Source organism: Enterobacter cloacae complex sp. HYC080_NIDB (genome assembly GCF_056673325.1).
Genome location: NZ_CP114212.1, coordinates 2,770,391 through 2,784,289 on the forward strand (window position 1 = coordinate 2,770,391; position 13,899 = coordinate 2,784,289).

General features: G+C 56.2%; 16 protein-coding genes. 4 read left to right on the top strand and 12 right to left on the bottom strand.

Translation table 11 applies throughout. The features are described from left to right. Window positions 1-27: 27 nt before the first annotated feature. The gene (locus tag O1723_RS13175) at window positions 28-1,059 is read right to left on the bottom strand and encodes a LysR family transcriptional regulator (RefSeq protein ID WP_080021206.1); all 1,032 of its coding nucleotides are present in this window, start codon (window positions 1,057-1,059) and stop codon (window positions 28-30) included. A gap of 16 nt (window positions 1,060-1,075) precedes the next feature. On the opposite strand from O1723_RS13175, the gene O1723_RS13180 reads away from it, so the two are divergent. Beyond that, window positions 1,076-2,290, top strand: coding sequence for an MFS transporter (locus O1723_RS13180; RefSeq protein ID WP_014883370.1), 1,215 nt, complete (start codon window positions 1,076-1,078; stop codon window positions 2,288-2,290). A 75-nt stretch (window positions 2,291-2,365) separates the two neighbouring features. Here O1723_RS13180 and flgL read toward each other — a convergent pair whose 3' ends face one another. The 11 genes from flgL to flgB all read right to left on the bottom strand — a co-directional run bounded on the left by flgL (window position 2,366) and on the right by flgB (window position 12,222). Then, window positions 2,366-3,319, bottom strand: a complete 954-nt coding sequence (gene flgL, locus O1723_RS13185; RefSeq protein ID WP_014883369.1) for a flagellar hook-associated protein FlgL — start codon at window positions 3,317-3,319, stop codon at window positions 2,366-2,368. Window positions 3,320-3,335: 16 nt separating this feature from the next. Then, complete coding sequence (gene flgK, locus O1723_RS13190; protein WP_248191164.1) at window positions 3,336-4,976, bottom strand: flagellar hook-associated protein FlgK; 1,641 nt, start codon at window positions 4,974-4,976, stop codon at window positions 3,336-3,338. Window positions 4,977-5,051: 75 nt separating this feature from the next. Continuing rightward, window positions 5,052-6,005: a flagellar assembly peptidoglycan hydrolase FlgJ gene (gene flgJ / locus O1723_RS13195; protein ID WP_014883367.1), complete on the bottom strand. Its 954-nt coding sequence runs from the start codon at window positions 6,003-6,005 to the stop codon at window positions 5,052-5,054. Continuing rightward, complete coding sequence (locus O1723_RS13200) at window positions 6,005-7,102, bottom strand: flagellar basal body P-ring protein FlgI (protein WP_014883366.1); 1,098 nt, start codon at window positions 7,100-7,102, stop codon at window positions 6,005-6,007. The genes flgJ and O1723_RS13200 overlap by 1 nt, the downstream gene beginning before the upstream one ends. A 12-nt stretch (window positions 7,103-7,114) precedes the next feature. Beyond that, the gene (flgH, locus tag O1723_RS13205; RefSeq protein WP_003857987.1) at window positions 7,115-7,813 is read right to left on the bottom strand and encodes a flagellar basal body L-ring protein FlgH; all 699 of its coding nucleotides are present in this window, start codon (window positions 7,811-7,813) and stop codon (window positions 7,115-7,117) included. A gap of 57 nt (window positions 7,814-7,870) precedes the next feature. After that, a complete protein-coding gene (flgG, locus tag O1723_RS13210) occupies window positions 7,871-8,653 on the bottom strand; it encodes a flagellar basal-body rod protein FlgG (protein WP_008500810.1) in 783 nt (260 codons plus the stop codon). 11 nt (window positions 8,654-8,664) lie between these two features. After that, window positions 8,665-9,420 (bottom strand): flagellar basal body rod protein FlgF, encoded by a 756-nt coding sequence (locus O1723_RS13215; RefSeq protein ID WP_014883365.1) that lies wholly within the window; start codon window positions 9,418-9,420, stop codon window positions 8,665-8,667. A gap of 20 nt (window positions 9,421-9,440) precedes the next feature. Then, window positions 9,441-10,649: a flagellar hook protein FlgE gene (gene flgE, locus O1723_RS13220; RefSeq protein ID WP_014883364.1), complete on the bottom strand. Its 1,209-nt coding sequence runs from the start codon at window positions 10,647-10,649 to the stop codon at window positions 9,441-9,443. A 26-nt stretch (window positions 10,650-10,675) separates the two neighbouring features. Next, entirely contained in the window at window positions 10,676-11,386 is a 711-nt protein-coding gene (gene flgD / locus O1723_RS13225) for a flagellar hook assembly protein FlgD (RefSeq protein ID WP_014883363.1), read from the bottom strand. A gap of 11 nt (window positions 11,387-11,397) precedes the next feature. Further along, the gene (gene flgC, locus O1723_RS13230; protein WP_013097138.1) at window positions 11,398-11,802 is read right to left on the bottom strand and encodes a flagellar basal body rod protein FlgC; all 405 of its coding nucleotides are present in this window, start codon (window positions 11,800-11,802) and stop codon (window positions 11,398-11,400) included. A 3-nt stretch (window positions 11,803-11,805) separates the two neighbouring features. Further along, window positions 11,806-12,222 (bottom strand): flagellar basal body rod protein FlgB, encoded by a 417-nt coding sequence (flgB, locus tag O1723_RS13235; RefSeq protein ID WP_014883362.1) that lies wholly within the window; start codon window positions 12,220-12,222, stop codon window positions 11,806-11,808. Between the two features lie 157 nt (window positions 12,223-12,379). Between flgB and flgA the strand changes: the two genes are divergently transcribed. The 3 genes from flgA (at window position 12,380) to flgN (ending at window position 13,856) form a co-directional block, all read left to right on the top strand. Further along, complete coding sequence (gene flgA / locus O1723_RS13240) at window positions 12,380-13,039, top strand: flagellar basal body P-ring formation chaperone FlgA (RefSeq protein ID WP_014883361.1); 660 nt, start codon at window positions 12,380-12,382, stop codon at window positions 13,037-13,039. Between the two features lie 93 nt (window positions 13,040-13,132). After that, the gene (gene flgM / locus O1723_RS13245; RefSeq protein ID WP_014883360.1) at window positions 13,133-13,426 is read left to right on the top strand and encodes a flagellar biosynthesis anti-sigma factor FlgM; all 294 of its coding nucleotides are present in this window, start codon (window positions 13,133-13,135) and stop codon (window positions 13,424-13,426) included. A gap of 4 nt (window positions 13,427-13,430) precedes the next feature. Beyond that, window positions 13,431-13,856: a flagella biosynthesis chaperone FlgN gene (gene flgN, locus O1723_RS13250; RefSeq protein ID WP_014883359.1), complete on the top strand. Its 426-nt coding sequence runs from the start codon at window positions 13,431-13,433 to the stop codon at window positions 13,854-13,856. The last annotated feature ends 43 nt before the right edge of the window (window positions 13,857-13,899 follow it).

Sequence of the window (13,899 nt, forward strand, 5' to 3'; positions counted from 1 at the left end):
TGAAAGCCGACCTTCGGGTCGGCTTTTTTATGGCTGCTGCACGGGCTTTCTCATTCCCGTTACCTCCGGCATGACCTGCCGCATCAACTCCAGAAAACGCCGCAAACGCGCAGGATAATAACGAGACCAGGGATAAACCAGATGCACCGGTAATGCCGCCGGTTGCCACTCTGGCAGCACATGCACCAGCCGCCCTTCCCGAATATCGTCATGTACCGTCCAGCTTGACACTACCGCCACACCCAGCCCGGTGAGTGCCGTTTTACGTGCAACATACAGGCTGTCGGTGCTGAGGCGCGGAGTAATGTCAATTCGCGCGGTGGCTGACGACGCATCATGAAAAAGCTCTACATGACGCTGGTAGAAAGAGTTAATGGCAATCCACGGAAACGGTTGCAAATCCTCAGGCGTGTTAACCGCCGGGAAACGGGCCAGTAATGCCGGAGATGCCACCACCGAGCGCGGCACTTCCGCCAGCAGCACGGATACGGTCGCCGGATCGACTTCAGCCCCCACCCGAATAGCACAATCAAGGTTGTCACCGAGAAAATCAGCCGACCGATCGTTGAGCAACCATTCAATGGAAAGCTGCGGATAACGCTGCAAAAACTCGGTTAACGGTTGCAGGAGTTGATCCTGACCAAACGCGTGCGGTGCCCGCACCCTCAGCACACCTACCGGTTCATCTTCCGTCTGCCCCACCTCATCTTCCAGTGCCAGCCAGCTGTCAATCACCCGACGAGCGTGCTGATAGCAGCGTTCACCGTCATCCGTCAGCCGCGTCGTATGGGTGGTGCGCAACATCAGGCGTACGCCCAGCATCGTCTCAAGCGATTGCAGCCGTCGACTCACCGTGGCCTGGGTTGTTGCCAGCTGGCGTGCCGCAGCAGAGAGTGAACCAGCCTCAACAATACGGACAAACGTTCGCATTAACTCCACCCTGTCTATACGCTCAACTCTTTTCATTATCTTTCCACTTATACGTTCAACGTATAAGCGTTTTACCACCGGGCCCGCTACCGTCGCAAGGCGTTCTGGTAAAAAATAGCCGTACACCATGAATGAGGAATGTCTTATGAACACAACCACTGCCGCCCATGCCGTAAGCCGCTGGGTCATTTTAATGCTGGCACTCGGGGCTGGCTTTAGCGTGGCATCTATCTATTATGCCCAGCCTCTGCTGCCCCTGATGGGCGCAGACCTTCACCTGAGTATCGAAGGAATGGGCATGGTCCCGACGCTCACCCAGGCCGGTTATGCCTTAGGGATCCTGTTCCTGTTACCGCTCGGCGACCGCCACGACCGCAGGACGTTAATACTGATAAAAAGTGCTGCGCTGGCGCTGTTTCTTCTGGGCTGTAGTCTGACCGGACAGATCCACTCCCTGCTGCTGACGAGTCTGCTCATCGGCATGGCCGCCACCATGGCGCAGGATATTGTCCCGGCAGCGGCTATTCTTGCGCCGGAAGGTAAACAGGGGAAAACCGTGGGTACGGTGATGACCGGTCTGCTGCTGGGGATTTTGCTCTCCCGAACCGTCAGCGGTGTCGTGGGCGAAGCGTTCGGCTGGCGCGTGATGTATCAGCTGGCTGCGGCAAGCATCGCATTTATCGGCGTGGTGATGTGGGCGGTACTTCCTCGTTTTGCCATTCACTCCACGCTGAGCTATCCCGCGCTTATGCACTCAATGGCGCATTTGTGGCGTCGTTACCCCGCTCTGCGACGTGCGGCGCTGGCTCAGGGTTTTCTGTCAATTGCCTTTAGTGCCTTCTGGTCTACGCTGGCGGTCATGCTGCTGGAACGCTATCACCTCGGGAGTGCAGTCGCGGGTGGTTTTGGTATCGCCGGTGCGGCCGGTGCGTTAGCCGCGCCGCTGGCGGGTGGTCTGGCAGACAAACTGGGTGCCGGGAAAGTCACGCAGCTCGGTGCTATCCTCGTGACCATCTCGTTTGCCCTGATGTTCCTGATGCCCGCGCTGGGGGTGCACGGACAGCTGGTTCTGATTGCCCTCTCTGCCGTCGGGTTCGATCTGGGTCTGCAGTCCAGCCTGGTTGCACACCAGAATCTGGTCTATAGCCTTGAACCGCAGGCGCGCGGTCGTCTTAACGCCCTGCTCTTTACCGTGATCTTTATCGGCATGGCATTGGGCTCCGCATTAGGCAGCAATATTTATACGCTGGCGGGCTGGACGGGCGTGGTCGCTCTGGCAACGGTATGCGGCATCATTGCGCTGGCAATCCGTCTGGTTGAAAGCGCCCGCCTCGCCTCAGCGCCGGCGGAAATGGCATAAAAAAAATGCCCAATCCAGACGGATTGGGCAGCAAAACATGCCCAGTTTCAAGACATGTTCTAAGAGGTCAAGATGTTATTTGTTCAGCTGGAACAGAGACATGCCCTGCATATCGCTAAACGCTTTATACGAGGCCTGCAAGGCCGCCTGCTGCATGGTGTAGGATGAAATTACCGAGTTCCAGTCCACGTCAACCAGGTCACTCATCTGTTGGGTCTGGCCCAGAGCACGGTCTTCACCCAGAGAATCCAGCTTCCCTAGCTCATCCAGCTTAATGCCGAGATCGGCGCGCACGGTCAGAACGTTGTTGAGAGAGTTGCTCAGGCCACGGTTGGCTTTATCAATAGCCGCAGTAAACGCCTCGGCTTTCGTTTCGTCATCACCAATCGGCGTATTCAGCGCCCCGATAGCGGTGTCGAGGATCTTGAACAAATTCGTTTCCTGCGTACTCCCCGCCGGCTCTGGTTTCGCATTGCTGGTGAAGCTGTCGAAAACTTCTGCGCCCGTATGGCTTATTTGCATCGTGCGCGCGGAGTCAACCTGCTGGCTGATTGGCGTCCCGCCGCCCTTATAGTCACCCGTAGTCTGGTCAAAAGCCGCCGCTTCGGTTTTGTATCCTGAAAAGATATAGCGACCGTTACCGTCCGTGCTGTTAGCCAGGTTCATTAGCTGATCGCGAATACCTTGCAGGTTCGTTGCCAGCGAAGCGCGGTCATCATCACTTAACGTGCCGTTGCCCGCATTGACAATCTTTTCCTGAGCAGCCTGGATAGCGGTTGTCACTTGCGATAACACGTTCTCTTCCAGCGAAACTTTTGTCGTAGCGAAGGAGCGCGCCAGCGCATACTGGCTGTTTTGTGTTTGAGCCTGAGAGAGCACAACGGCCTGCGAGGCGGCAATCGGGTCGTCAGAAGGACGGTTGACGCGCTTACCCGTAGACATCTGCTCGCCGTAGCTTAGCCAGAGGCTTTGGGAGTTCGTCACGCCGCGCATGCTTTGCTCATACATCATTTGAGTACTAATACGCATTTTTTATGCCTCAGCCTTAGCGGATATTGATCAATGCATCAAACAGCGTACTCGCCGTTTGAAGCACCTGCGCATTCGCCAGATAGTACTGCTGATAGCGCTGGAGGTTGCCATACTCTTCATCCAGGTTAACCCCGGAGATTGACTGCTGTTGTTTGGTAAGCTGCGTCACCACGTTAACTTTGGTTTCACTGCTGGTTTTCAGCGACGCCGTGGTGCTACCCACCGTACTGACCAGTGAGGCATAAGCATCGTTAAAGGTTTTATTCCCACCCACCAGCCTGGCGCTCTGCAAATCCAGGAGCTTTTGGCCATTGGTATTGTCGCTTGCTCCGCTTCCATTCGCTGAAGCCATCGCCAGTTTGGACTCGTCGCTGATCGTAACGTCCATATTGATGATAACGTCATTCACCGGTTTGACGATGAAACTGTCTTTAGTATTGGCTGAGCCACTAATATTGACGTTGAGACCATCAAACGACAGATTACCACTGGTATCAGGATGGGCCGTGAAGCTGGTGTTGTCTGAAAGACGCGTGATTGTCCAGTCAGTACCGTTGTACTCAACTTTATAGTTTGTCGCCTGGACCTTAGTACTGTCCGTCATCGTGGCCGTAACAGACGCACTTCCGGTATTTTTGCCATTACTCAGTACCGCCGGAGATCCAAAGTCGAACAGTTTACCGCCCGGGTCCCCGTTTGCATCAAAGCCAGCCTGATGCTGGGTATTCATGGCATCAGCAAACGCCAGCGCCATCTGGTTAAGCGTATTTCGCGCCTGATCCAGATCCTGAGAACGAAACGTTAACAGCCCCCCAAGCGACCCCGTGGTGATCTGTTTTTCCTTGATCTCCACGCTACCCGCTACGGCATCCACATAAGCAATGGTTGTACGCGCAGGATCCGCGCTGGATTTCACCGCCGCCAGCTGGCTTGCGTTGCTGCCCTGTACCAGGCTGTAGCCGTTGGCGATAGAGATGTTGTAGGTGCCACTGTCCTGTATGGTGACGTCAACACCGACAATCTTATTCAGTTCACTCACCAGCTGATCGCGCTGGTCGAGCAGTTCGTTAGGCGATGCACCCGCGCCAACACCGGTGAGACGGGAAATCTGATCGTTCAGGTTGGCAATCTGCTTCGCATAGTTATTGATCTGATCGACGCTGGTAGAAATCGCCGTATTAACCTGTGAATCCTGGTCACGGAGATACTGATCGTTCGTTTTGAACTGATTCACCAGACCGTCCGCTTTACCCAGCACCGTTTGACGTGCAGCCGGGTCTTCGGCGTTGCTCACCAGCGTTTGCAGACTTTTGAAGAAATCCTGCAGGGTGGTCGAAAGCGAGTTCGTGGTATCGGAGAGCACATCGTCAATTTTTGACATCTGCTGATAGCGCGTCGTCAGGCCGCTGCTCTGGGTCTGCGCGGCGCGCAGCTGGTTGGTAATGAAAGCGTCATACTCACGCTGGACACCGGAGACATACACCCCGTTACCCACCCAGCCACCGCCGGTCAGCGTGCTGTTAGAGGCACCCAGTACCGTGGTCTGGCGGGTGTAACCTGCCACGTTATAGCTTGAAATATTATTACTGACGGTATTGAGTGCCGACTGCGCGGCACTGAGGCCACTCATGGCGCTGTTAATCAAACTGGACATGGGGGTTCCTTTTATACGTTCAGACACGAGTCCTGATGAAGGTTATCGGCAACCTCCACCGGGACTTGAGAACTTTCAGAACAGATTTTCAATATCTGTGCTATAGGCTTTACTGACCTTCTCGCCCATAGATTTCAGCTGCTGGATCATGCTGGTAAGCTTACGAGCGTAGTTCGGGTCGGTCGCGTAGCCTGCGTTTTGCAAGGCCTGAGCGCCCTGCTCCGCCGTTGCCGCCTGCGTAACGGCGGTATAACGTGGATTTCGGCTCAGCAGACCGACATAGTCGGACAATGCTTCCAGATAGGAGCTGTAAACACGGAATTTCGCTTTCACCTTCACCGCCGCACCGTTCTCGTATTCGGTGGTGGTGATCTCCGTTGTTGGTCCCTTCCAGCTGGAGGTGGCCTTCACGCCGAAGATGTTAAAGCTCGGGTCGCCGTTTTCCTTACGGATCTGGCGCTGGCCCCACCCGGATTCCAGCGCGGCCTGGGCCAGAATCAGATGGTGTGGCACACCGCTCTGCTCACTGGCAAGGCGGGCCGGCAGCGAAAGCTGTGCCAGAAAGTCTTTGCTGTCACCGGAGAGCGGCTCGTCGCTGCTCACCGTCGCCTTCGGTATCGCTTTACGCACCATTTGCGTAAGGGCCTGGTTCTGATAGCTGGTCACCGTTTGCAGGTCAAACTCCATCGGTACCTGCTGCGGCTCATCTTTCGGCTGGATCCCCTGCGCGGCTTCGGTCTGTTTGACTATCATGTCAGCCAGACCGAGGCCTTTACCGGCGGTCATCTGCTGCGCAATCTGCTGGTCATACATGCTGGTGTAAAGACGCGTTGAATCGCTGCTGAACATCCCGTCTTTCGGCAGGGTTTCACGCATGCTTTTCAGCATCATCTGTACAAACATCCCTTCCACCTGGCGGGCGACCGGGCGGATATTCGCCGTCGGGTCTTTACCTGCTTTGGTTTTCAGTTCGTTGAGCGACTGGGCATCCCAGGCGGCACTGGTCAACAGTTTGCTATCGGTCAGCATCAGATGATTTCCAGTTTGGCGCGCAGACAGCCTGCACTTTGCATGGACTGCAGAATGGACATCAGATCCATCGGCGTGGCACCCAGCGCATTCAGCGCACGCACGACGCTGTTCAGGTTGGCGCTGGAGCGTACGCTCTGCAGAGAACCACCGCTCTGACGTAAATCAATCTGCGTTTGTGGCGTCACCACCGTCTGGCCGCCACCAAATGGGGTATCCGGCTGGCTGACGTTGGCAGAACGGTTAACCGTCACGGAGAGGTTACCCTGCGCCACGGCGCAGCTATCCAGCGAGACTTCCCGGTTCATCACCACGGAGCCCGTACGGGAGTTGATGATCACTTTGGCATCCTGAACAGGGACGTTCACTTCCATATTCTGGATATCGGCCAGCATGCGCACCTGGTTGCTGCTGCCTGTGGAGGTACGGATCTGCACGGTACGGGCATCCAGCGCCGTCGCACTGCCATAGCCGCGGCTGCGGTTGATGGTGTCGGCGATCTGCTGCGCCATGGTGAAATCTTCGTTGTTCAGCTGCAGGTTGATGGTATTCCCGGCGCCGAACTGGGTCGGCAGTTCTCGCTCAATGATCGCGCCGTTGGTAATGCGTCCGCCGTTCAGCTGGTTCACCTGCACGCTGCTACCGCCAGCTGAGGCCCCCGCACCGCCGACCAGAATGTTACCCTGCGCCAGGGCATAGACCTGGCTGTCGACGCCTTTCAGGGGCGTCATCAGCAGCGTACCGCCGCGCAGGCTTTTGGCGTTCCCCATAGAGGAGACCACCACATCAATGGTCTGCCCCTGGCGTGCAAACGCCGGGTAAGAGGCCGTGACCATGACCGCAGCCACGTTTTTCAGCTGCATGTTGGTTCCCGCCGGAACGGTAATACCGAGCTGGGAAAGCATGTTGTTCAGGCTCTGCGTCGTGAATGGCGTCTGGGTTGTCTGGTCACCCGTACCGTCCAGCCCCACCACCAGGCCATAGCCAATCAGCGAGTTCTCGCGTACGCCCTGAACGCTGGTGAGATCGCGAATACGGTCAGCCTGGGCAAAGGTAGCCACCAGAACCAGCGCCACGGCGAAGATCGATTTAAACATGGGTCACCTCGCTTACATCGGCGATAAATTAAGGAAGAAGCGCTGCAGCCAACCCATATTTTGCGCTTCATTAATGTAGCCGTTACCGACGTACTCAATGCGCGCATCCGCCACCTGAGTGGACGGAACGGTGTTGGTGCCGCTGATGGTGCGTGGATTCACCACGCCCGAGAAGCGAATGAATTCAGTGCCCTGGTTAATGGCGATCTGTTTTTCACCCACAACGTGTAAGTTGCCGTTGACCAGCACCTGGTCAACCGTGACCGTCAGCGTACCGCTAAAGGTATTGCTGGCGTTCGCGCCACCTTTACCGTTAAAGGTATTGCCGCCGGAAGCCTCAACGTCCGCTCGCGCATTGCCGAAGAGCCCTTGCAGATAACGCGGTACGGTGTCAAAGCCAAAATTGGTTTTGCCATCGCGGCTGGCATTCGCCGACGAGCTCTTGCTCGCGCTGACGTTTTCCTGCAGAACAATGGTCAATGTATCGCCGACGTTACGCGGGCGGCGATCTTCAAACAGCGGCTGATAACCGTAATTAATCGGCTGCGCGGTCTGGAAAATAGAGCCGTTTACCACTGGCGCAGGGCCAGGAACGGGTTGGGCAGTCGTCGCACCCTGGACCAATGGTTTAGACGGGATCCAGGCACACCCGCTGAGGGTGACGGCCAGGACAGTCAGTATCGGATAACGAAACGCCGCGTTTTTTTGCATTGCCTTCATCTTCGAAAACAGGGAGCCGGTGCGGCGTTTACCGCACCGGGCTACACCTTAGAGTTGCGTCAGTTTTTGCAGCATCTGATCGGTCGTCGAGACTGCTTTACTGTTAATTTCATACGCGCGCTGAACCTGGATCATATTCACCAGCTCTTCCGCCACGTTCACGTTGGAGGTTTCTACATACCCCTGATACAGCAAACCCGCACCGTTCAGGCCAGGCGTGCTTTCATTTGGCGTACCGGAGGATTGCGTTTCGGTGTAGAGGTTCTCACCAATGCTTTCCAGACCGGTATCGTTCATGAAGGTGGTCAGGTTAAGCTGTCCGACCTGGACCGGCGCAGCCTGGCCCTGCTGGGTCACGCTGACCACACCGTCGCGGCCGATAGTAATGCTCAGGGCGTTCGCCGGAATGGTGATCGCAGGTTGAACCTGGAAACCGCCCGCCGTCACCAGCTGGCCGTTCTGATCGACCTGGAACGAGCCGTCACGGGTATAGGCAGATGTACCGTCAGGCAACTGCACCTGGAAGAAACCCTGACCTTTGATTGCCACGTCTTTACTGTTGTTGGTCTGAGACAGGTTGCCCTGGCTGTGCAGACGCTCGGTGGCCACCGGGCGAACACCGGTACCGATCTGCAGACCTGACGGCAGCGTCGTCTGTTCAGAAGACTGCGCGCCCGGCTGACGGATGGTTTGATAAAGCAAATCTTCGAAAACGGCGCGCTGACGCTTGAAACCATTGGTGCTGACGTTTGCCAGGTTGTTGGCAATCACATCCATGTTGGTTTGCTGCGCGTCCAGGCCAGTTTTCGCGATCCATAAAGAACTGATCATAAAGAGTCCTGTTAACTCATAGACAGAAGTTGGTTAGCCTTGCCCGCGTTTTCATCCACGCTGCTGATAATTTTCATCTGCATTTCGAAACGACGGGCGCTGGCGATCATGTCGCTCATGGCGGCTACTGGCTTGACGTTACTGCCTTCCAGAACGCCGGACATCACGCGGATGCTCGGATCGGCCTGTAACGTAGCACCACGGGTAGCCTGAGCAGCCTGGGTCAGACGGAACATCCCGTCGTCACCACGCTGCACCTCTTTGCCTTCCGCTTTCACCAGTTTCAGTCGTCCGACAGGGGCAACGGTATTGGCCGGATCGCCCGGGTTCAACGCGGAGATGGTACCGTCAGCCGCGATGGTCAACTCAGAGCCTTCAGGCACCGTCAGCGGACCCGCTTCCCCCATCACCGGATGACCCTGAATCGTCAACTGGCCGGTTGCACTAACCTGGATATTCCCGTTACGGGTATAGCCTTCGCTGCCATCAGCGGTCTGCACCGCCAGCCAGCCGTCCTGCTGCAGCGCAACGTCCAGCGGGCGTGAGGTGTAATCCATCTGCCCTGGCGTCATATCTGCGCCAGGGGTAGAGGCGGCGACCAGCGTACGGGTCGGCAGGGAAAGACCTTCTACCGGCACCGCGCGCAACGCATTCAGCTGCGCGCGAAAGCCCGGCGTCGAGGCGTTTGCCAGGTTGCTGGCAGTAACGGCCTGCTGATTGAGCGTCTGACTTGCCGCGCCCATCGCGGTATATATTGCGTGATCCATTGCGCTTTCCTGTTAGCCGCTTAACGCAGGTTAACCAGCGTGTTGAGGATCTGATCCTGGGTCTTGATGGTCTGCGCGTTCGACTGATAGTTACGTTGCGCGACAATCATGTTCACCAGCTCTTTACTCAGATCGACGTTTGAGGCTTCCAGCGCACCGTTGGTCAGCGTACCGAAGTTACCGCTTCCCGCTGTACCCAGCAGCGCCACGCCGGAGGACTGGGTAGCCGACCAGACGTTATCGCCTTCAGACTTCAGGCCTTCGTTGTTGGCGAAGTTTGCCAGCACGATCTGACCCAGCACCTGAGTCTGTTCGTTGGAATAGTTCCCCACCACGGTACCGTCATCGTTGATCTGATAGCTCACCAGATCGCCCGGCTTGAAGCCATTCTGGCTGGTCGCCACGATATTGTTTGCGCCGGTGTTCTGCTGCATAGAGTTAGCAAAACTCATGGCGAAGGTCGCAGGGGTCGCACCCGGGATGGTCCCGGTCGTCAGGTTGATGTTTCCACCACCGGTCAACGTCCCGTTATTATCGAAGGTCAGCGTGGTGGCCAGTGCCGCCGTGCTGCCTGCCACGCTACCGTCCTGGGCATACACTTTCCAGGAGTTGGCCGGAGTCGCATCTTTGACGTAAAACAGGTTCATGTTGTGCGCATTACCCTGGCTATCAAAGACGGTTACCGTGCCTTTTTTGTTGTAGGTATCCGGGTTAGCCGGATCAAAGGCGGTGGTCGGTGCGGTGTCGGTGGAATTGAGGTTAATCTGCTGGGAAGCCGTGGAGGTGGACTTCGCGGCCATCAGCGTGGTCGGGATATTAATCGCCTGTGGATTCGCACCGGTCTGAACCGTTGATGGCGTGCCGGCAACCGGATAACCGGTTAATTGCATCCCCTGCATGTTCACCAGGTTACGGTTCTCGTCCAGCTTAAACTGGCCGTTACGGCTGTAGAACACCGAGCCGTTTGCATCGACCATACGGAAGAAACCGTTCTGGCTGATGGCAACGTCCAGGCCGCGCCCGGTATTGGTGGTGGTGCCGTCAGTAAAGTCCTGAGTGATGCCCGCAACTTTGACGCCAAGACCCACTTTGGAACCGGCAAACATGTCTGCAAAGGAAGCAGAACCGGATTTAAAACCATAGGTCGCGGAGTTGGCGATGTTGTTGCCAATGACATCCAGGTTGGTGGCCGCAGCATTCAGGCCGCTGACCGCTTGAGAAAAGGCCATGACTTACTCCTGATAAGTGTTAAGGCTTAGATAATCTGCCGGACTTCGTCGAGTGTGGTGGTACCTGAGGTACCCAAATCCAGTTTGTTGCCGTCGCCCCCTCTAATCACGCCCTGAACCAGCGCGAACTGCAGCGGCTGTGCCACCAGCTGGGTTGTCCCGTTGCTGGCGCTAATCGCGACTTTGTAGGAGCCATTTGGTGCTTTGGTGCCGTCCGCCAGGCTGCCATCCCAGGTAAAGGTATGAACGCCCGCCTTCAGCTCACCAATGTCGATGGTGCGAACCACCGCGCCGGTCGAGTCGGTGATCGTCGCAGTCACTTTGTCAGCGGCCTGCTGCAATTCAACGCCAAACGGGGTCGTCGTCGTGGTCGAGGTACCGTCTGTGGTGCTGGTGCCGGCAAGAATAGTGGTGCCCGGGATCATTACCCCGTGACCAATCAGGCTGGCCGCCTGCAGAGACTGGCTGCTGTTAATCTGGCCGGAGACGGAACCCAGGGTCGTGTTAAGTTTCTCAATGCCGCTCACGGTACTGATCTGCGCAAGCTGCGTCGTCAGTTCGTTGTTCTGCATTGGGTTCGTGGGATCCTGGTTCTTCAGCTGAGCCACCAGCAGCGTCAGAAAGCTGCTCTGCAAATCGGAGGCGTTACTTCCCGTCAGGGAGCTGGAGCTTGTCGAACTTTGGGTGTTATTAACACCCGTGTTCGTAGGATCATTCACATTGACGGCGATGGACATGCGTGTCTCCTTTACTGGCCGAGAGTGAGTGTTTTGAGCATCATGCTCTTCACGGTATTAAGCACTTCGACGTTCGCCTGGTAGCTACGAGAGGCCGACATGGAGTTCACCATCTCACCTACCACATCCACGTTTGGCATCTTCACGTATCCGTTAGCGTCCGCAAGCGGGTTACCGGGCTCATACACCAGCTTGTCCGGCGCCTGGCTCTCTACCACGTCAGACACCTTCACGCCGCCCGTGGCCGCACCGGGCGCCGCATCGACCTGAAAGACGACCTGTTTGGCACGGTAAGGCTGTCCGTCAGGTCCGGTCACGCTGTCGGCGTTCGCCAGGTTACTGGCCGCCACGTTCAGACGTTTGGACTGAGCGGTTAACGCCGAACCGGCGATATCAAAAATGTTCAGCAAGGCCATTTATCAGTTGCCCCCCTGCAGGACGTTCATCATGCCTTTGATTTGTCCGCCGAGTAGGGTCAGGCCCGTCTGGTATTTCAGGCTGTTATCGGCGAACTGCGTACGCTCCCGGTCCATATCCACGGTGTTACCGTCGAGTGATGGCTGGTCGGGGATGCGATAAAGTAAATCGGTCGCTGGCGCGGTCATCGCCTGAGCAGGAATATGGCGAGAGGATGTCATGGCAAGTGCAACACCCGTTCCTTCGGCACGTCCACGCTCCATCACCTTTTTGAGTTCACTGGAAAAATCAATATCGCGCGCCTGATACCCGGGCGTATCGGCGTTAGCGATGTTGGCGGCTAAAATCTCCTGCCGCTGGGCGCGTAAATTGAGCGCTTCCTGCTGAAAACGTAACGCGGCGTCGAGTTTATCGAGCATGTCTCCTCCGCTGATGGCAAAATTTCAGTTCACAGCTTAAATCTCACCCGGTCTCCCCTATCGACGGAATAAGCGCAAAATGCGTCGCTATTTATTCCGTTGATGCAAAACCACTGCAGGTAGAATTCAGTCAACTCTGGAAACGGTGGAACTTGCGATGCAAACGTTAAAACGTGGTCTGGTGGCGGCTTTCTTGCTGTTTAGCCCTCTGGTGCAGGCTGAAGGTTTACAGGATCAGCTAACGGCTTTCTTTGCGGAAAAGCTGGCAGGCTTTAGCGATGACGTTACCGTTACCGTACGTACGCCCCCGAATCTGTACCCCACCTGTGAGCAACCGTCATTCAGCGTCACGGGAACCACGAAGCTGTGGGGCAATGTGAACGTGCTGGCTCGCTGCGCCAACGAAAAACGCTATTTACAGGTTGCCGTTCAGGCGACGGGCAATTATGTTGTTGCCGCCGTGCCTATTGCCCGTGGCAGCCTGCTGCAGGCAAACAGCGTGACGTTGAAGCGCGGGCGCCTGGATCAGCTCCCGCCACGGACAATGCTGGAAATGAACCAGGCACAGGATGCCGTCAGCCTGCGCGATGTTGCGCCAGGCCAGCCGATTCAGCTTTCAATGCTGCGCCAGGCATGGCGTGTCAAAGCGGGACAGCAGGTGATGGTTGTGGCCAACGGAGACGGCTTTAGCATCAACAGTGAAGGGAAAGCGTTAAACAATGCCGCGGTCGCGCAAAACGCCCGCGTCAGAATGTCCTCAGGCCAGGTGGTGAGCGGAACCGTCGATTCTGATGGGAATATTCTGATTAACCTATAATCTTTTTAAAGATTTCGCGGCGCGTGCCGATAAATATTCAACTAATGATGATGTCAGGCGCAAACGCCGCGAACCCTCGATGAGGACAACACTATGAGCATTGATCGTACATCAGCCCTGAAGCCGGTAAGCGCTGTACAGCCTCGCGAAACGAATGACGCTACCCCTCAGAAAACGCGTCTGGAAAAACCGTCAACGTCTAACAGCACCAGCGTGACGCTGAGCGATGCCCAGGCAAAACTGATGCAGCCCGGCAGCAACGATATCAATATGGAACGTGTGGAAGCGCTGAAAACGGCAATTCGTAACGGCGAGCTGAAAATGGACACCAGCAAAATCGCTGACGCCCTGATTCAGGAAGCACAGAGTTTCTTACAGAGTAACTAACCGTATGAGTCGACTGTCAGAAATACTGGATCACATGACGGTTGTCCTGAACGACCTGAAAACGGTAATGGACGCTGAACAGCAGCACCTCTCTTCCGGTAACATCAACGGCAGTGCGCTGCAGCGGATTACTGAGGATAAGAGTTCGCTTCTGGCGACGCTGGATTATCTGGAGCAGCAACGACGCGCTGAGCAGGATCCTAAGCGCAGCGCCAATGACGATATTGTTGAGCGCTGGCAGACCATAACGGAAAAAACCCAGCACCTGCGCGACCTCAACCAGCATAACGGCTGGCTGCTTGAAGGCCAGATAGAGCGTAATCAGCAGGCGCTTGAGGTGTTGAAGCCGCATAAAGAAACCGGACTTTACGGTGCGGATGGTCAGACAGCGACGGCGCGCATTGCGGGTGTGAAAAAGATTTCGATTTGACGCATATGCGGCAAATCATGCAGTGGGGAGCACCCTAAGGTGA